Here is a 19,376-nt window from a genome sequence, read left to right as displayed (position 1 = left end):
AAGGTGGTCCAGAGAGGCCAGGAAGGAGAACCACATATGAAACCCATCCTCAACATCCACGAGCGTCCCGCTCACTTACCGCAATGGCTGCTCTTCAGCCTGCAGCACGTCTTCGCCATGTTCGGAGCGACGATTTTAGTCCCGATTTTGACGGGCCTAAGCACGTCCGTCGCCCTCGTCGCTTCCGGTGTGGCCACGCTCTCATTCCTAGCGATTACCCGCTTCAAAGTCCCGACCTATCTCGGGTCAAGTTTCGCCTACATCGCCCCGATCATCGCCGTCAGCCAGCAATGGGGTGTCGAAGCCGCCTTGTTCGGTGGCATCATCGCCGGATCGGTTTACGGTGTCGTCTCGCTCATCATCTATAAGACAGGTGTGAACTGGTTGCTGCGCCTCTTGCCGCCAGTCGTCGTCGGTCCGGTCATCATGGTCATCGGCTTATCGCTCGCACCGGTCGCCATCGACATGTCGATGAACAAAGACGGTGCCTACAATGGAACGTTCATCACCGTCGCGCTTCTCACGCTCGGCATCACGATGTTCGCTATGACGACGCTCAAAGGAGTATGGGGCGCCGTACCGATCTTGTTCGGTATCATCGGTGGTTACATCATCGCCGCCCTGTTCGGCATCATCGACTACTCGGCGCTCGGTCAAGCGAGCTTGTTCCAACTGCCTGACTTCACGATGGTGTTCGTCGACTACATGCCGATGTGGCAAGTCGGAGCACTGCTCGCCATCGTCCCGGTCGCGCTCGTCACGATGACGGAACATATCGGCGACCAAATGGTCACGTCAAAAATCATCGGACGCGAAACGATGAAAGATCCAGGTCTCCATCGGACACTCCTCGGCGACGGGGTCGGGAAAGCGGTCGCCTCGGCGCTCGGTGGTCCACCGTGTACGACTTACGGTGAGAACAACGGGGTCATGGCCATCACGAAAGTGTACAGTGTCTACGTCATCGCCGGAGCAGCGCTCATGGCTATCAGCTTTGGTTTCCTTGGTCACGTCGAAGCGTTCATCTCGACGATCCCGAACCCGGTCAAAGGCGGCATCTCGATCCTCTTGTTCGGAGTCATCGCTTCGAACGGTCTGCGGACGATGGTCGAAAGCAACGTCGACCTCGCTGAGAAACGCAATCTCATCATCGCCTCAGTCATCCTCGTCATCGGACTTGGTGGGGCCATGGTCCAACTCGGAAGCTTCCCGGTTCAAGGGATGGCACTCGCCACAGTCGTCGGGATCCTCTTGAACGCCTTCTTGCCAAAAGAAGAAGCGGTCGACGAAGCTGCTGCCGAAACAACTGAAGATACACGACAAGCAAGTAACTTTTAATTCGATCCCGTGAGGTCGGCAAAGTGAAGGCTCGTTTATTTGGGTGTAGTCTACCCAAATGAAGGCGTCCCTTCACGTAGGTGAAGAGACGCCTTTTCTCTTTGCCTTCACACAAAAGGAGGAGACGAACATGAACTTAATCAAACAACAACCGAAGCATTTTGTCAGTCTGGATACGCTCTCGCTCGACGAGATCATGGGATTGATCGAGGAGTCGCTACGCTACAAACAAGGGGACATGCCACCCTTGTTCGACGGCAAGACGGTCGCGAACTTGTTCTTTGAAAACTCGACGCGAACGAAAAATTCGTTTCAAATGGCCGAACGGCACTTGAAAGTACAAGAGATTCCGTTCGACGTGGCGACGTCATCGGTGACGAAAGGCGAGACGCTGTACGACACGTGCAAGACGCTCGAGGCAATCGGGGTCGATGCCCTCGTCATCCGCCATCCGGAGTCGGGCTATTACCATGAACTCGTTGAAAAGTTGAACATCCCGGTGTTGAACGGCGGTGACGGGAGCGGGGAGCACCCCTCGCAATCACTGTTAGACCTCGTCACGATCTTTGAAGAGTTCAAGACGTTCGAAGGGTTGAACATCGCCATCTGCGGCGACCTCGTCCATAGCCGCGTCGCACGTTCGAACGCAAGCGTATTGAAACGCCTGGGGGCGAACGTCGTCGGCTGCAGCCCCGCCTCTTGGTGGGACGAGTCGATGGGGCTCGAACATCGGGACCTCGACGATGTGTTAGCGGACTGTGACGTCGTCATGTTGCTCCGCGTCCAGCACGAACGCCACATCATGGGCGACATCTTCTCGAAGGAAGATTATCATGCGCGCTACGGGTTGACGCCCGAACGCGTCGACCGAATGAAAGGGCAAGCGATCATCATGCATCCGGCACCGGTCAACCGTGACGTCGAGATCGCCGGCAGTTTGATTGAACATCCGAAGTCGAGGATCTTTCCACAGATGACGAACGGCGTTTACGCCCGGATGGCCATTTTAAATCGAGCATTAGGGGGACAATTATGATACTTCAACACGCAAATTGGTATGACGGGAACACGAAACGGACGACGAATCTATTGATCGAGGACGGCGAAATCCGCTCGATCGACTATGACGGCACGACCGAAGGACATGAAGTGATCGATGCGACAGGGAAGCTCCTCATTCCGGGGCTCGTCGATGTCCACGTTCATTTGCGCGAGCCGGGCGGGGAGAAGAAAGAGACGATCAAAACGGGGACCGAGGCGGCTGCGGCCGGCGGGTTCACCACAATCTGCGCCATGCCGAACACACGTCCCGTCCCGGACGACCGGGCGACGATGGACCAGCTCCTGGCTAAAATCGAGCAAGACGCAAGCGTACGCGTCCTTCCATACGCCGCCATCACGAAACGACAGCTCGGCACCGAGCAAGTCGACATGGCTTCGCTCGCAGATGCGTTCGCGTTCACCGATGACGGCGTCGGCGTCCAATCGGCGGCGATGATGCGTGAGGCGATGCGGGAAGCAAAACGTCTCGATAAGGCGGTCGTCGCCCACTGCGAGGACAATACGCTCAAGGCCGGTTCGGTCCATGAAGGCCGGTTCAGTGAAGAACACGGCATCCAAGGCATCCCGAGCCTCGCCGAAAGCATCCATATCGCCCGTGACGTCTTGATCGCCGAAGAGACGGGCTGTCACTATCACGTCTGCCACGTCTCGTCACGACAGTCGGTACGTGTCATCCGTGACGCCAAACGAGCCGGCATCCGGGTGACGGCCGAAGTGACACCGCATCACCTCGTCCTCTGTGAAGACGATATCCCGGGCCTCGACCCGAACTTTAAAATGAATCCGCCGCTCCGGAGCCGTGACGACCGTGAGGCGCTCCTTGAAGGCTTGTTCGACGGGACGATCGATATGATTGCGACGGACCACGCCCCGCACACGGCCGAAGAAAAAGCGGCCGGCATGGAACGGGCCCCGTTCGGCATCACCGGATTCGAGACAGCGTTCCCGCTCTTGTACACGACGTTCGTCAAGACGGGTCAGATGGAAGAAGCGGCGCTCATCGACTGGATGACGAAACGTCCGAGCGACGTGTTCGGGTTACCGTACGGTGTGATTGAAGTCGGACGGGCGGCAGACTTTGCCCTCATCGATACGGAGACGGAGCAAGTGGTCGATCCGACGACATTCCGCTCGAAAGGAAAAAACACACCGTTCACGGGGATGAAACTGGTAGGCTGGCCGGTGATGACGATCGCGGCTGGAAAAATCGTATATAAGGGGAGATTCGATGAAACGAACATTATGGCTTGAGGACGGCACTTCATTTGTAGGAACAGCATTCGGCGCAGACGTCGAGACGATCGGGGAAGTCGTCTTTCAGACCGGGATGACCGGGTATCAGGAGATGTTGTCGGACCCATCGTACTGCGACCAGCTCATCGTGTTGACAAACCCGTTGATCGGCAACTACGGCGTCAACCGGGAAGATTTTGAGACGACCGTACCGATGGCGAAAGGACTCATCGTGAAAGAAGTGTGCGATTTGCCTTCGAACTTCCGCTCGACCGCAACGCTCAGTGATACGCTTCTCCGCTTCAATATCCCAGGTCTAGCAGGGGTCGACACGCGGATGTTGACGCGTCATCTCCGCTCACGTGGCGTCATGCGCGGTGTCATGGTCGATGGGGAATCGACGTGGGCATCGGTCCAGGATCGCTTTGACGTCCTTCTTCCGACCGATCAAGTCGAGCGCGTCTCGACAAAGCGGGCGTATGTCAGCACGGGCCGCGGGCCGCGTATCGCCCTCATCGACTTCGGTGCGAAACTCGGCATCATGCGTGAACTCGTGAAGCGCGACTGTGAAGTCGTCGTCTTGCCGCACGACGTGACGGCCGACGAAGTGATGCGCTATGAACCGGATGGCGTCATGCTGTCGAACGGACCTGGGGACCCGAAAGACGTCCCGACGGCGTTGCCGCTCATCGAGCGCCTCATGCCGGTGTTGCCGATCTTCGGGATCTGTCTCGGCCATCAGTTGATCGCACTCGCGAGCGGGGCCAATACGTTCAAACTCCCGTTCGGCCATCGCGGCGCCAACCATCCGGTGCTCGAACTTGAGACCGGCGCGGTGACGATCACATCCCAAAACCACGGCTACGCGGTCGATGAGGCATCACTCGCGACGACCGGACTCGTCGTCACGCATCGCGCCGTCAACGATGGCACGGTCGAAGGGGTGAAGCACTTGCATCATCCGACGTTCTCGGTCCAATACCATCCGGAAGCGGCACCGGGTCCATATGACGCCAACGACTTATTTGACCGCTTCATGCAGATCGTCCAAGAAAACAAACAGAAAGTAGGAATGTGACATGCCAAAACGACCAGATATTCAGAAAATCCTTGTAATCGGATCCGGCCCGATCGTCATCGGACAGGCGGCAGAATTTGACTATGCTGGTACCCAGGCGTGTCTTGCCTTGAAAGAAGAAGGATACGAGGTCATCCTCGTCAACTCGAACCCGGCCACGATCATGACCGACCCGACGACGGCGGACCGCGTCTACATCGAACCGCTCGAACCGGAGTTCGTCGAGCGGATCATCCGTCAAGAACGTCCGGACGCGCTCCTCGCCACACTCGGCGGCCAGACCGGCCTGAACTTGGCGATGGAACTCGATCGCCGCGGCGTGCTTGAAGATTGCGGCGTCGAATTGCTCGGGACGAAATTATCGGCCATCGAACAGGCTGAGGACCGGGAACAGTTCCGCGACCTCATGTATAAACTCGGGCACGGGGTCCCGGAAAGCGAGATCGTGCAGTCACTCGAGTCGGCTTGGGGCTTTGCGGAACGGATCGGCTACCCGATCATCATCCGTCCGGCGTACACACTCGGAGGAACCGGTGGCGGGATCGCCCATGACCGGAATGAATTTGAGCAGTTCGTCGAATCGGGACTGAAAGCGAGCCCGGTGACACAAGTGTTGCTCGAAAAATCAATCGCTGGCATGAAAGAAGTCGAGTATGAAGTGATGCGCGATTCGAGCGACCAGGCAATCATCGTCTGTGCGATGGAAAACTTTGATCCGGTCGGGGTCCATACGGGCGACTCGATCGTCTTCGCACCGACACAAACACTGTCTGACCGCGACTATCAGATGCTTCGCAGCGTCTCACTCGACATCATCCGCGCCCTCGGCATCGAAGGCGGATGCAACATCCAATTCGCCCTCGACCCGGACAGCTTCACGTATTACGTCATCGAGGTCAATCCGCGTGTCTCGCGCAGTTCGGCGCTCGCCTCGAAAGCGACGGGGTACCCGATCGCCAAGCTGGCTGCGAAAGTGGCGGTCGGATACAAGTTGTCAGAACTGAAGAACCCGGTGACGGAGACGAGTTACGCCTCGTTCGAACCGGCGCTCGACTATGTCGTCGCCAAAATCCCGCGCTTCGCCTTCGATAAGTTCGAGACGGCTGATCGTCGCCTCGGCACGCAGATGAAAGCGACCGGGGAAGTGATGGCGATCGGCCGTAACTTGGAAGAAGCACTCTTGAAGGCCGTCCGTTCGCTCGAACTCGGGACAGAAGACTTGGCCGTGCCACGCCTCGCGCAACTAAGCACCGCGGAGCTCGACCGCGAACTGACGACACCGACGGATGAGCGGTTGTGGATGCTCTATGAGGCGCTCCGCCGCGGCTACTCGACAGAACAGTTGCATGAGCTGACAAAAATCGATCGTTTCTTCTTATCGAAACTCGCTCGGATTTGGCAACAAGAAGAGACGCTTCAGCATGAGCCGCTTTCGAAAGAACGCCTCATCGAGACGAAACGTCTCGGCTTCAGCGATAAGATGATCGCCCGAATCACGAATGAGACTGTGGAGACGGTGACATCGCTTCGGAACGACTGGGGCATCCGCCCGGTGTATAAGATGGTCGACACGTGTGCGGCCGAGTTCGCTTCGGAGACACCATACTTTTACGGGACGTACGAAGTCGAGAACGAGGCCGTGAAGACGGACAAACCATCGATTCTCGTCCTCGGTTCGGGACCGATCCGGATCGGGCAAGGTGTCGAATTCGACTACGCGACCGTCCACTCGATTCAGACGATCCGTGACGCAGGCTACGAAGCGATCATCATCAACAATAACCCGGAGACGGTGTCGACCGACTTCTCGATCTCGGACCGGCTCTACTTCGAACCGCTCACGACCGAAGACGTGCTCGAGGTCATCCGCAACGAACAGCCGCTCGGCGTCATCGTCCAGTTCGGCGGCCAGACGGCGATCAACTTGGCGGCCTCGCTCGAAGCAGAAGGGGTCCAAATTTTAGGGACGTCGCTTGAAGATATCGACCGCGCCGAAGACCGGAAAGCGTTCGAAGCGACGCTCTCGGCCGAACGACTCGCCCAACCGCCGGGCAAGACGGCGGTCACGGTCGAAGAGGCCGTCGCTTGCGCCGATATGCTCGGTTATCCGGTACTCGTCCGTCCATCATATGTGCTCGGAGGCCGGGCGATGGAAATCGTTTATGAGCGCTCGGAGCTCGAACGGTATATGCGCCACGCCGTCGTCGCCTCGAAAGACCGTCCCGTCCTCATCGACCGCTACTTGACGGGCATCGAGATTGAAGTCGATGCCATCTGTGACGGGACCGACGTCTATATCCCGGGCATCATGGAACATATCGAACGGGCCGGGGTCCACTCGGGTGACTCGATCGCCGTGTATCCGCCGCAACGATTGAGTGAGGCATTGAAAGAAAAAGTCGTCGACTACACGATCAAACTCGCCAAGGCGTTCCGAATCAAAGGGTTGCTCAATATCCAGTTCGTCTACGCGGACGATTTATACGTCATCGAGGTCAATCCGCGGGCGAGCCGGACCGTCCCATTCATCTCGAAAGTGACGGGCCTGCCGATCGCGCGCATCGCCACGCAGACGATTCTCGGGACGAGTCTTAAAGATTTAGGGTTAGGGACCGGCCTGCATCCAGAAGCGGACGCGATTTCGGTCAAAGTGCCAGTGTTCAGTTTCGCGAAATTAAAAGAAGTCGATCCGTCGCTCGGGCCGGAAATGAAATCGACCGGCGAAGTCATGGCGACAGACCGTACGCTCGAAAAAGCACTGTATAAAGGGCTCGTCGCCGCCGGCATGACGATCGCCTTGAAAGGGAATGTCCTATTGACGGTCGCCGACCAAGACAAGGAAGAGGCGCTCGACATCGCCCGCCGTTTCAATCGACTCGGATTCCGCCTGATGGCCACGTCCGGTACGGCGCAGGCGCTCTCAGCAGACGGCCTACCGGTCCATCCGGTCGGGAAGATCAATGAGTCTGGTGAGACGATGCTGAGCGTCATCGAACGAGGAGAAGTCGACATCGTCTTGAACACGACGACGCGTGACGCCCTCGCGACGAAAGACGGGTTCATCATCCGTCGGGCCGCGGCCGAGCAAGGCGTGCTCTGCCTGACGTCGCTCGATACGGTCAAGGCGCTGCTCCAAGTCATCGAGAGCCTGTCGTTCCAAACAACGAGTTTGCCGGCGTTCACGACATTCGGGGTGACCGTATGAGACAACTCGCGACCATTTTATCGAACCGATTGATCGCGACAGCGACGATGGAGATGAAAGTCGAAATCGCACCGCAAGAAGTCGCGCCGGGCACGTTCTTTCACGTGAAGACGTCAGAGCTGTTGCGCCGGCCGCTCTCGGTCGCGAACGTCGAAGGCAACGTCGTCACGTTCCTGTATAAAGTCATCGGCAGCGGGACGGCAGATTTGGCCGCTCGTCGGACGGGAGACGTCTTGGACGTCCTCGGACCGCTCGGCAACGGTTTCCCGCTCGAGCAAACAGGCAAGCGTGTCGTCCTCGTCGGTGGGGGCATCGGGGTGCCGCCGCTCTACTACACGCGGCGTCTGCTCGCCGCACGCGGGATTGAGACGGTGGCGATTCTCGGGTTTGATACGAAAACGAGCATTTTTTATGAAGACGCGTTCCGTGAACTGGGGGAGACGATCATCACGACGGTCGACGGAACGTATGGGGAAATGGGATTTGTGACCGGCCCGCTCGCGCGGGTCGAGGCCGATGTGTTGTTCAGCTGTGGACCGGAACCGATGTTGAAGGCAGTCGCCGCATCACATATCGAAGAGCGATATATCTCGATCGAGAATCGGATGGGGTGTGGCATTGGCGCTTGTTTCGCTTGCGTGTGCGAAGCGCCAGGCGGTTACGTCAAAGTGTGCAGTGACGGACCGGTATTTCGTGCGGAAGAGGTGACGCTATGAGATTACACGTCGATTTGCCAGGCTTACAGTTGAAAAATCCGATCATGCCGGCGTCAGGCTGTTTCGGATTCGGTGAAGAGTTCGCCAAACTCTATGACTTATCGATATTAGGCGGTATTATGATTAAGGCGGCGACAGGCGAGTCGCGATTCGGCAACGGCACGCCCCGTGTCGCTGAGACGGCGCAAGGGATGCTGAATGCCATCGGCCTTCAAAACCCAGGTGTCGACGCCATCATCGAAGACAAGCTTCCGTTCCTGTCGGGATTTGATACCGAGATCATCGCCAACGTGGCCGGCTCGACGCCAGAAGAGTATATTCACGTCGCCCGCCAGATGAGTGCCGACCCGACCATTAAAGCGCTCGAGCTGAACATTTCATGTCCGAACGTGAAGTGCGGCGGGATGCAGTTCGGGACCGATCCCGAGATGGCGGCCGAATTGACCCGGCTTGTCAAAGCGGCGTCAACGAAACCGGTTTACGTTAAACTATCACCGAACGTCACGTCGATCACGGCGATGGCCAAGGCGGTCGAAGCGGCCGGTGCCGACGGGATCACGATGATCAACACGCTCGTCGGGATGCGCATCGACGTCACGACCGGGCAACCGATTCTCGCCAATCGAATCGGGGGCTTGTCTGGCCCTGCCGTCAAACCGGTCGCCATTCGGATGGTGTATGAAGTCGCTCAGGCCGTCGATATCCCGATTATCGGGATGGGCGGCGTGCGGACGGTGGACGACGTATTAGAGTTTATCTACGCAGGTGCCTCAGCGGTCGCGGTCGGAACGGCCAATTTTGAGAACCCGTACGTCTGTCAAGAAATCATCGAAGCGTTGCCGGGACGACTTGACGAACTTGGCATCGATCACATTTTAGACATCAGGGGGAAAGCTTATGAACAGACTGTATCTCGCGCTTGATGTCGAGACGGGCGCCGACGCGTTCCGTCTATTGGAACGAATCAATCAGAAACCAGCCGTCAAAGTCGGGATGGAGCTGTTCTATCGGGAAGGAGGGCGTTTTGTCGAGCAACTCGTCGACAATGGATACCCCGTCTTTTTAGACATCAAAGTCCACGACATCCCGGAGACGGCACGGCGGACGCTCCGTCAAATCGGCCGCCTCGGCGTCGAGTTGACGAACGTCCATACACTCGGCGGCGAGACGATGATGCGCTACGCCTTAGACGGCTTACGTGATGTGACCGATACGACGAAATTGATTGGGGTCACCCAGTTGACGTCGACCGATGAACGGATGCTTTCTGAAGAATTAAACATCAAAGGCGGTCTGGAGCAGGCCGTCCTTCGCCAGGCAACCATGGCCGGTCGGGCCGGACTCGACGGGGTCGTCGCGTCCGTGCATGAGGCCCGCGCGATCCACCAAGCACTCGGCTCTTCATTTTTGACCGTGACGCCGGGTATCCGGATGAACGAGACAGTAGACGATCAAGTCCGGACCGCCACACCAAAAGCGGCGCGTGAGGCCGGCGTGTCGGCCATCGTCGTCGGCCGGCCGATCACTCGGGCTGAAGACCCGAACGCCGCATATGAATACTACTTACAGGAATGGAGTCGAACTTATGAGACAAATCGCTGAAGCTTTATTACAGATCGAGGCCGTGACCCTTTCTCCCGAGAACCCGTATACATGGTCGAGCGGGATGAAGAGTCCGATTTATTGTGACAACCGTTTGACGCTCAGCTATCCTGACGTCCGCAATCTCATCATCGATGCGCTCGTCGAAGCGATCCGTCCGCTCAACGCCGATGTCATCGCCGGGACAGCGACAGCGGGAATTCCTCATGCGACGCTTGTCGCCGACCGGCTCGGTTTGCCGCTCGTCTACGTCCGTTCGAGTGCGAAAGGACATGGGAAAGGGAATCAAATCGAAGGTCGGTTCGAGCCTGGCGCTCGTGTCGTCGTGATTGAAGACTTGTTGTCGACCGGTTCATCGAGCATCGAGGCCGCCAAAGCGATCCAGAAAGCCGGCGGGGAAGTGATCAAGATTCAAGCAATCTTTTCCTACAGTCTGAGCCGTCTTCACATCAATTTGTTGGACTCCGGCTTCACTGCGCACGCGCTGATCACACTGTTGGATGTGCTCGACGTCGCCGTCAAGAAGCGCATCATCAGTAAAGAAGAGGCTGCTACTTTACGTGACTGGCGGAATGATCCGACAGGTTGGAGCGCTCGTGTCACATCGTAATCTACCTTTCTAAGAATCCACCTCCGGGCGGATTCTTTTTCAATTGGTAACATGGCATACTGAACGTGTTAGAATAGGGAAAGCAGTTAATAAAGGAGATGTGTATGGCGTATTCTAGAATGAAGGGAAAGTCCTTGAAAGCTCGCTTTCAAGCGATCCCGAAACATCGTAAAATCGCGTTCGGACTTGTCTTCACCGTCTTGCCCCTCATTTTTTTCTTGAATTTATTCATATTCAGCCATGTGTTGGCACTCGGGGACACGTACGAGGACCGATACCAGATGAAGAGGCTTCGGCTCGAGACGGCGCATGGCAACGTCGAATTTGTTCGGAGCACGAATGAGAAGGTTCAAATTGACGTGTTGCAGACGAACTCGAAAGAGCGTCGCATCAAAGTCAAGTCGGTCGGCGACACAATCTCGGTCGTCGAGCGGTATGGCCAACTGAGTCAATTCGGCAGCCGGGCGAGCGATGAGCCGTCCCGCTATAAAATTCGCGTCGCCTTGCCGAGCTCGATGACGTCAATCGATGTCGAGGCCGAGCAAGTGACGGGACAAGGATTGATCGCCAAGACGATCATCTTGGAGGCGAACGCAGTCAATGTAAAGAAACTCGAAAGTGATCGACTTCGTGTCGAGACGCGGAGTGATGCGACACTAGAGACCGTCCGGGTCGTCACGGGAAATATCCGCTCCTATCGGAATGCGACCGTGGGTGACATCGTCGTCAATCAAAGCTTGACGGTTCAGACCGAGGCTGGGACGCTCGCCTACGAGCCGCGCAATGCGACCGGACAAGTGAACGTCACCACGTCCGGCAACGTGACAGCATCCGAGCGGTTCAAGGAAATCGGGGGCGGCGTGTATCATCTGTCGAACTCGAACCGACCGAATATCGAACTCATTTCCGAGACAGGAAAGGTCGAACTTAAATGATCAACAAACGTTACATCCCTAAAGTCGGACTCCGGACATTAAAGACGGGGATTGCCGTCGCCATCACGATCGCCTTGTCATGGTACGTGTTTGGCATCTATTCAGGCATGGGGGCCATCGCGGCCGTCGTCGCGATGCAACCGACCGTGAAACGGTCGTCAAATATTGTCTTCAGTCGAATCTTCGGGACGATTGTCGGGCTCATGTGCGGTCTCTTGATCGTCTACGCGTTCGGAGTCAACCCGATCTCGATCGGGCTCGCCGTCATCGTGGCGCTCACGCTCAACACGACGTTCGATAAGACGCACATGTCGACGTACGCGGCGTTCGCAATCGTGCTCATGCTCGAGAACCCGACGACCGACTTCTTCCATTATGCGTGGACCCGTTCGCTTTTGACGGCCGTCGGTGTTTTCGTCTCGCTCGGAGTGAACTATGCGTTCCTGCCGCCTCGTTATGAAGATCGGTTGCTCAGTGAGATTCGAAAGACATCGGCCTACATGTTCCACCATTGGCGCGAACTTGTCGGATCACCATCAGAATTGCTCGAGACGCGGGCCCGCATCCTCGGGCATCAGGAGCTGCACATGATGCTCCAAGAAGACATGAAAGTGACGAACGTGACATTGAAGCATTTGACGATCAAACAGTATCGTCTATTGATTCACCTTGAGGACAAGCTCGTCTTGCTGCTCGAGAGTCTCGCCGAACACCGTGAGGCACTATTGTTGATGGGTGAGGAAGAGCGCCGGGCGTTCGAATCCGAGTTTTTATATCTCCTTGCGCATCATCACGACATCCTCTACACGTGTGACAAGCCGTATTCGCTGTTCACGTTGCCACACGAAGATTTATCCGTTTCTGAAATCTTACACGGGCACTTGCTCGACTATCATGAACAGCTCGAAGCGTTCAAACATAATCCGAAATGAAGCAAGGCCCCGTTTTAGCGACGGGGCCTTGCTTCATGATTGATTGAGAGCTCGTCCTTTAGGCGCCTTCGCTTTCCACAGGCAATCCCGGAGCCGCATCGCGACTAGCGTCGCTGCTGGGTCTCCGTCGGATTGCTATCCTGTAGGAGTCTCCGGCGCCACGGACAAGCAATCTTTCATCTTTACGTATTAGAGGAAAACCAAAAAGAAGCAGGACCAACCGATGCCCGGGCCGGCAGCCGAACTCCTAGGGGAGAGCGATGCAAGGATGACCCCGTAAAGTGCGGTACGCACTGCGGAGGCATCCGCATCGCCCCAGGAACGGAGGGTGCCGGCGAAGGCGATAGTAAGCATCGATTTCTATGCAAGTCACAAACAAGACCACGTCATGTGACGTGGCCTGTACTTACTGCTGGAGTGATTTGACGAGTCGCTCATCCGGCGTGACGTACACCGTCTGCTGGTCCGTATAGATCACGAATCCAGGTTTGGCGCCGCTCGGCTTTTTCACGTAGCGCGCTTTCGTGTAATCGACCGGCACACCGCTCGAGGCACGGGCCTTCGAGAAGTAGGCGGCGACTGTCGCGGCTTCGAGCAGCGTCGTCTCGTCGGGCTCGCTCGAACGGATGATGACGTGTGAACCGGGAATATCTTTCACGTGGAGCCAAATCTCGTCGCGGCGGGCGAACTTGAACGTCAAATGATCGTTTTGCGTATTGTTCTTCCCGACGAAGAACTCTGTCCCCGTCGACGACGTATACGCTTCGAGCGAAATTTTCTTCGTCTGTTTCTTCTTTTGATTCCGTTGTTTCATATAGCCGCCTTCGGCCAACTCTTCCCGAATCTCGACGATATCAGCCGGCGAGGCGACATCGAGTTGGGCGACGAGCGTTTCTAAATAGTGAATCTCGGCGTCGTTCAATTCGATTTGCTTTTGCACTTCGATTTTGGCGACTTTCAACTTGTTGTATTTCTTATAGTAGGCTTGTGCGTTTTCGTTTGGCGTCTTGAGCGGATTGAGCGGAATGTCGATCATACCGCCTTCTTCGTCGTAGTAGTCGACGACGTGAGCGACGGTCATGCCTTTCTCAAGTTGGAACAAGTACGTCGTCAACAGTTCACCGTATTTTTGGAGCTCATCGGACCGTTCCGTCGCCTTCAAGTCGTCGAGCAGACGCTTCCGCTTCAAGATGTTCTTCTCGAGCTCGGACTTGAGCAAACGTTCGACATCATGCGCCTGTTGTTTGACGCGGTCTCGGTTCGCTTTTTCATAGAAGAAGCGGTCGAGGACGTCTTTGCTCGTCTCGTAGCGTTCTTCGGCGGCAATCTCTCCTGACGTGAGCACGATCGGACTGAAACGTTCTTTTCCGGAAGCGAGCTGTTGGAAAACGAACGGTCCTTCGAGGTCGGCCATCACACCGATGAACGCCTCTTCGATGCTCGCCCGGTTCGGGAGTTTGGCCCGATGGACGATTTCTTGTGCAATCTGCGGGCTCAGGCCTGCGAAACTGGCGACAAGTTGTTTATCAAGTTTTCCTGAGTTCCAATCGATTCGCTTCAAGCCGGCCTCACGTTCTGTCAACGGGTCGCACTTGTCTTGGGCCGGCGGCAATAAATAATCGCTGCCCGGCATGATCGTCCGGTACGTGTTCTGTGACGGTGGCAAGTGCTTGATCGCGTCTAAAATTTTGCCGTCCTCGTTCGTCAACACGACGTTCGAGTGCCGTCCCATCAATTCGATATACACTTTCTTGTTCTCTTCGTCGCCGAGCTCGTTTCGTGAACGAATCGACAAGACGATGACACGGTCACGTCCGATTTGTTCGACCGCCGTGATGAAGCCACCTTCGATATGTTTGCGGAGCATCATGCAAAACATCGGGGGTTCTTGCGGGTTCTTGGTCGGATTATCCGTTAATTGGAGCCGCGCGTACATCGCGTTCGCCGAAACGAGCAATTGGACGCTTTGGCGGTTCGATCGGACTTGAATCATCAAGTCGAGGGAATACGGTTGGTGCACGCGATTGATTCGCCCTCCGACAAGAGCTTGTAATTCTGTTACAACACGATATGTCATTAATCCATCATATGCCACTAGTCTCATCACCTTTGTTCTTTTTCTGTCTCTACGTTATCAGATTCATGGAAAATATGGTACGATGAAGTAGGAAATCCGAACTTCTTCTTGCCGGAACAATTGATTGACTGCTATTATAATTAAATGTGATGTTAGAAGATGGAGGTCTTGCAGTGAATTTTAAAGAACGAGGATTATTAATCGTCTTGTCTGGCCCGAGTGGCGTCGGTAAAGGGACAGTGTGCCGCGTGCTCCGTGAGGAAGAGGACAACAACCTTCAATATTCGGTCTCGGCGACGACCCGGAAACCGCGTGAAGGGGAAGTGGAAGGCGTGCATTACTTCTTTAAGACGAGAGAACAATTTGAAGACATGATCGAGCACGATCAATTGCTCGAACACGCTGAATTTGTCGGCAACTATTATGGGACACCGGTCGAATGGGTTCGTGAGACACTCGAGAGCGGAAGAGACGTCATCCTTGAGATTGAAGTCCAAGGTGCTTTCCAAGTGAAAGAGCGTTTCCCGGAAGCGGTCTTTTTATTCTTGGCTCCGCCAAGCTTGCAAGAACTACGCAACCGCTTAGTCGGTCGAGGTACGGAATCGGAAGATGTGATCAAGCAACGCTTGCTCGTCGCCCGGGAAGAAATTGAATTGATGGATGCATACGATTACGTCGTTACGAATGATGAAGTGGACAAAGCGATTGATCGTATCAAAGCGATCGTGACGGCCGAACATTGTAAACGTGAACGTGTCGCATCTCTCTATAAAAAAGCCATGATGGAGGTCATTTAATGTTATACCCTTCGATTGATGCCTTACAACGTATCATCCCGTCGAAATACACGATCGTGACGGTGGCCGCGAAGCGGGCCCGCCAAATCCAGGACGGAAAAGCAGCGAAAATCGCCGTGCCAAAATCGTATAAGCCGGTCGGTCAAGCGCTAGAAGAAATATTCTCGGGTGACACGACAATCATCACGAACGAAAAAAACAACGGATGAATTGTGACCCAAGTCGGATGCGACTTGGGTCTCATTGTCTATAAGGGGGAGAAATGTGAATGTTGAACGATCGGAATATCTTGCTTTGTGTGAGCGGAGGGATTGCGGCGTATAAGGCGTGCGCGCTCACTTCGAAACTCGTCCAGGCCGGTGCGAACGTGCGCGTGGCGATGACGGCCTCAGCCGAGGAGTTCGTCGGGAAAGCGACGTTTCAGGCGCTCAGCCGCAATCCGGTATACACCGACGTGTTCGAGGAACACGACCCGACCAAAATCGCCCACATCGACGTCGTCGACACGAGTGATTTGATCGTCGTCGCACCTGCCACGGCGAACATGATCGCGAAACTCGCGGCCGGTATTGCCGACGACTTCATCACGACCTCGATTTTAGCGGCGAAATGCCCGGTCATCGTCTCACCGGCGATGAACGTCAATATGCTCGAACATCCGGCCACACGCCGCAATATCGAAACGCTCAAAACGTTCGGTTATCAAATCATCGAGCCCGGTGTCGGCAACCTCGCCTGCGGCTGGGTCGGCGGGGGACGTCTGCCGGAACCGGAAGACCTCGTCCGGATTATCGAGAGCCAGTTCGTCCCGAAACATCTGCTCGGGAAGCAAGTATTGATCACGGCGGGGCCGACGGTCGAACGCATCGACCCGGTCCGTTTCTTATCGAACGACTCGTCAGGCAAGATGGGCGTCGCGCTCGCCGAGGCGGCCCGCGATATGGGGGCCTTCGTCACGCTCGTCCATGGTCCGCTGCAAGTACCGATCCCGGACGGTGTGACCGCCATCGCCGTCGAATCCGGGAAAGATATGCTCGAAACGGTGCTCGCACGTTTCGATGACCAAGATCTCGTCATCAAATCGGCAGCCGTCGCCGACTATCGTCCGAAGACGGTCCACACCGAGAAACACAAAAAAGTACACGGGCCGTTGACGATCGAGCTTGAAGAGACGACCGATATCTTGAAGACACTCGGTGAGAAGAAGACGCATCAGCTCCTCGTCGGTTTTGCGGCCGAGACGGAGAACCTCGAGCAACATGCACGCGATAAAATCGTCCGTAAGCGGGTCGATTACCTCGTCGCGAATGATGTGTCGCAGCCGGATATCGGCTTCCGCTCTGACGACAACGAGGTCATGTTGTTCCGCGCGGACGGGGCGCATGTCCGCTTGCCTCGTCAAAGCAAACGCGAGCTCGCCGTCGAGTTGCTCACCCACTTTAAGGAAGATTTACGATGATCGCCCACGTCCATGTCGACGCCCCGGTCATCACGATCGACCGTCCGTTCGATTATGAGGTCCCATCCCAGTTCGAGACATTGATTGAGCCGGGCATGCGCGTCTCGGTCCCGTTCGGCTCACGCCGCCTGCTCGGGATCGTGACGGGTGTCTCGGAAGGGACGCGTGAAGGCTTGAAGCCACTTGAAGCCCTGTTAGATGAAGAATCATCTCTGACGGACGAGTTGCTCGACTTATCGACACACGTGAAAGAGACGACGCTCTGCTTCCGGTCGTCGGCGCTTCTCGCGATGCTGCCGGCGGCGCTGAAAGTGAGCTACGACAAAGAGATTAAAGGCGAGACGCTACCGGACGGCGTCCGGGCCGGTACCCATCTTTCCGAGTACCCGAAAGAGACGCAGTCCATCATCTTGGCGCTCGCCAAAAAAGGGGACATCTTGCTCGCGCCGGTGTTAAAAGAGAAACGGACGGTCAAGACGGACCTCGTCATCGAACTGATTGATGCGACTCTCATCCCGGCCCGTGCGAAGAAACAACAAGAAGCGATTGAGTTGCTAAAGGACGTACCGCGCATGTATTGGTCGTCGTTACGTCAAATCGGGCTATCGCGCGCCCAACTGCAAAAAATGGAGTCGCTCGGTGCCGTCAAAGTGACCGAGGTCGAACTGAATCGCGACCCGTATGCCACGATCGAACAGGTCGTTGAGACGGTCCAATTGAACGAGAGTCAAGCGACGGCCGTTCATGCCATCCGTGACGCGGAAGCCGGGGAGACGTTGCTCCTGCATGGGGTCACCGGCAGTGGGAAGACAGAAGTCTATCTCGAAGCGATCGGTCAAGTCGTCGATGAAGGCAAACAGGCGATTTTGCTCGTACCGGAGATTTCGCTCACGCCGATGATGGTGAAACGGTTCAAGCGCCGTTTCGGCGACCGGGTCGCTGTGCTTCATAGCGCCTTGTCGCAAGGGGAAAAATATGATGAATGGCGAAAGATCAAGCGGCGTGAAGTCGATGTCGTCGTCGGGGCACGCTCGGCCATCTTCGCCCCGCTCGAGAACATCGGCCTGCTCATCTTAGATGAAGAGCATGAGACGACGTACAAGCAAGAAGAGAACCCGCGCTATCATGCGCGTGACGTTGCGATTTGGCGGGCCCGTTACCACGGTTGCCCGGTCGTCCTTGGTAGTGCGACCCCGTCACTCGAGTCTTACGCCCGCGCTCAAAAAGGCGTCTATCGCTATCTGCAATTGAGTGAGCGGTACGGGGGCGAGATGCCGCCGGTCCATATTATCGATATGCGACGTGAACTCGCCAAAGGCAACACGACGATGTTCTCAGAAGATTTATTTGTCGCCATCAACGACCGCATCGCCAAAAAAGAACAGTGTGTCATCTTGCTCAACCGTCGTGGCTTCACGACGTTCGTCATGTGCCGCGACTGCGGGGAAGGACTCACTTGTCCGCACTGCGCCGTCAACTTGACGTATCACCAACACGGTGACCGGCTCAAATGCCACTACTGCGGCTATGAGATTGGGATGCCATCAAAATGTCCGACATGTGACAGCAAGAAAATCAAACAGTTCGGCACCGGCACGCAAAAGATCGAGACCGAGCTGTTGAACCGCATCCCCGAGGCGCGAATCATCCGAATGGACCAAGACACGACGTCCCGAAAAGGGTCGCACGAGCAACTGTTGAAACGCTTCGAGGATGGAGAGGCCGACATTTTGCTCGGCACCCAAATGATCGCCAAAGGACTCGACTTCCCGAACGTCACGCTCGTCGGGGTGCTCGCGGCGGATGCGACACTCGGCATGCCCGATTTCCGGGCGACCGAGCGCACGTTCCAGCTCGTCACCCAAGTCGCGGGCCGGGCCGGTCGAGGAAGTCTACCAGGTGAGGCGTACGTACAGACATACAATCCCGACCATTACGTCATCGAGACGGCGAGCGAGCACGACTATGAATCCTTTTTCGCTCGTGAGATGCAGTTGCGGCAAGTCGGCAACCATCCACCGTATTGGTACGTCACGCTTGTCACATTCGCGGCCGAAAGTCCGCTCGTCGCCCAAGCCGAGGCCGAGCTGTTCGCCTCTGATTTCGTCGAGGCGCATGTGGCCCAGTCACGGCTGAACGGACCGATGCCGGCACCGTTGTCTAAACTAAAGAACTTGTTCCGCTATCAGTTGTTCATCAAAACGAAACATCCTGAGGCGCTATATCCGGTCCTCGCCGCGTTGCAACAGGCACGCGCGAAGGCGATCAGTAAAAAAGAGTATCAATTGAGTATCGACGTAAACCCATACGTATTCATGTGAGGTGGAACCAG

16 protein-coding genes are annotated in these 19,376 nt (G+C 56.1%); 15 read left to right on the top strand and 1 reads right to left on the bottom strand.

Annotation, left to right across the window (positions count from 1 at the left end; all coding sequences use genetic code 11):
• The first annotated feature begins 36 nt into the window (after positions 1–36).
• From KNP60_RS05115 to KNP60_RS05065, 11 genes are all read left to right on the top strand, one after another.
• Complete coding sequence (locus KNP60_RS05115; RefSeq protein ID WP_214752666.1) at positions 37–1,338, top strand: uracil-xanthine permease family protein; 1,302 nt, start codon at positions 37–39, stop codon at positions 1,336–1,338.
• A 130-nt stretch (positions 1,339–1,468) separates the two neighbouring features.
• Positions 1,469–2,374, top strand: coding sequence for an aspartate carbamoyltransferase catalytic subunit (locus KNP60_RS05110; protein ID WP_214707412.1), 906 nt, complete (start codon positions 1,469–1,471; stop codon positions 2,372–2,374).
• Positions 2,371–3,651 carry a dihydroorotase gene (locus KNP60_RS05105; protein WP_214797040.1) on the top strand — a complete coding sequence of 427 codons (1,281 nt, stop codon included), beginning with the start codon at positions 2,371–2,373 and terminating at the stop codon, positions 3,649–3,651. Before KNP60_RS05110 ends, KNP60_RS05105 begins: the two co-directional genes overlap by 4 nt.
• Positions 3,629–4,711: a carbamoyl phosphate synthase small subunit gene (locus tag KNP60_RS05100; RefSeq protein WP_128122749.1), complete on the top strand. Its 1,083-nt coding sequence runs from the start codon at positions 3,629–3,631 to the stop codon at positions 4,709–4,711. The genes KNP60_RS05105 and KNP60_RS05100 overlap by 23 nt, the downstream gene beginning before the upstream one ends.
• A gap of 1 nt (position 4,712) precedes the next feature.
• Positions 4,713–7,916, top strand: coding sequence for a carbamoyl-phosphate synthase large subunit (gene carB, locus KNP60_RS05095; RefSeq protein WP_034777106.1), 3,204 nt, complete (start codon positions 4,713–4,715; stop codon positions 7,914–7,916).
• Positions 7,913–8,632, top strand: coding sequence for a dihydroorotate dehydrogenase electron transfer subunit (locus tag KNP60_RS05090; protein ID WP_034777108.1), 720 nt, complete (start codon positions 7,913–7,915; stop codon positions 8,630–8,632). The genes carB and KNP60_RS05090 overlap by 4 nt, the downstream gene beginning before the upstream one ends.
• The gene (locus tag KNP60_RS05085; RefSeq protein WP_034777110.1) at positions 8,629–9,555 is read left to right on the top strand and encodes a dihydroorotate dehydrogenase; all 927 of its coding nucleotides are present in this window, start codon (positions 8,629–8,631) and stop codon (positions 9,553–9,555) included. Before KNP60_RS05090 ends, KNP60_RS05085 begins: the two co-directional genes overlap by 4 nt.
• Entirely contained in the window at positions 9,530–10,234 is a 705-nt protein-coding gene (gene pyrF, locus KNP60_RS05080; RefSeq protein WP_214752674.1) for an orotidine-5'-phosphate decarboxylase, read from the top strand. Before KNP60_RS05085 ends, pyrF begins: the two co-directional genes overlap by 26 nt.
• Positions 10,218–10,844: an orotate phosphoribosyltransferase gene (gene pyrE / locus KNP60_RS05075; RefSeq protein ID WP_034777114.1), complete on the top strand. Its 627-nt coding sequence runs from the start codon at positions 10,218–10,220 to the stop codon at positions 10,842–10,844. Before pyrF ends, pyrE begins: the two co-directional genes overlap by 17 nt.
• Before the next feature lie 104 nt (positions 10,845–10,948).
• Entirely contained in the window at positions 10,949–11,779 is an 831-nt protein-coding gene (locus tag KNP60_RS05070; protein WP_034777115.1) for a hypothetical protein, read from the top strand.
• A complete protein-coding gene (locus tag KNP60_RS05065) occupies positions 11,776–12,711 on the top strand; it encodes an FUSC family protein (protein WP_034777117.1) in 936 nt (311 codons plus the stop codon). Before KNP60_RS05070 ends, KNP60_RS05065 begins: the two co-directional genes overlap by 4 nt.
• 406 nt (positions 12,712–13,117) lie before the next feature.
• Here the strand turns inward: KNP60_RS05065 and KNP60_RS05060 are convergent, their stop codons facing one another.
• Positions 13,118–14,806 carry an Rqc2 family fibronectin-binding protein gene (locus tag KNP60_RS05060; protein ID WP_214797039.1) on the bottom strand — a complete coding sequence of 563 codons (1,689 nt, stop codon included), beginning with the start codon at positions 14,804–14,806 and terminating at the stop codon, positions 13,118–13,120.
• Between the two features lie 131 nt (positions 14,807–14,937).
• Here KNP60_RS05060 and gmk point away from each other — a divergent pair, with 131 nt between their 5' ends.
• The 4 genes from gmk to priA are packed head-to-tail and all read left to right on the top strand — an operon-like array spanning position 14,938 to position 19,365.
• Complete coding sequence (gmk, locus tag KNP60_RS05055) at positions 14,938–15,585, top strand: guanylate kinase (protein WP_052090097.1); 648 nt, start codon at positions 14,938–14,940, stop codon at positions 15,583–15,585.
• Positions 15,585–15,794: a DNA-directed RNA polymerase subunit omega gene (gene rpoZ, locus KNP60_RS05050; RefSeq protein ID WP_034777123.1), complete on the top strand. Its 210-nt coding sequence runs from the start codon at positions 15,585–15,587 to the stop codon at positions 15,792–15,794. The genes gmk and rpoZ overlap by 1 nt, the downstream gene beginning before the upstream one ends.
• A gap of 59 nt (positions 15,795–15,853) precedes the next feature.
• Positions 15,854–17,044, top strand: a complete 1,191-nt coding sequence (coaBC, locus tag KNP60_RS05045) for a bifunctional phosphopantothenoylcysteine decarboxylase/phosphopantothenate--cysteine ligase CoaBC (RefSeq protein WP_214797038.1) — start codon at positions 15,854–15,856, stop codon at positions 17,042–17,044.
• On the top strand, positions 17,041–19,365 hold the full coding sequence (gene priA / locus KNP60_RS05040; protein ID WP_214752680.1) for a primosomal protein N': 2,325 nt from the start codon (positions 17,041–17,043) through the stop codon (positions 19,363–19,365). Before coaBC ends, priA begins: the two co-directional genes overlap by 4 nt.
• Positions 19,366–19,376: the final 11 nt, after the last annotated feature.

The organism is Exiguobacterium sp. s5 (assembly GCF_018618075.1).
Lineage (GTDB): Bacteria > Bacillota > Bacilli > Exiguobacteriales > Exiguobacteriaceae > Exiguobacterium > Exiguobacterium mexicanum_A.
The sequence above is the reverse complement of the archived record's forward strand: the minus strand, read 5'-3'. Positions and strand labels throughout refer to the sequence as shown.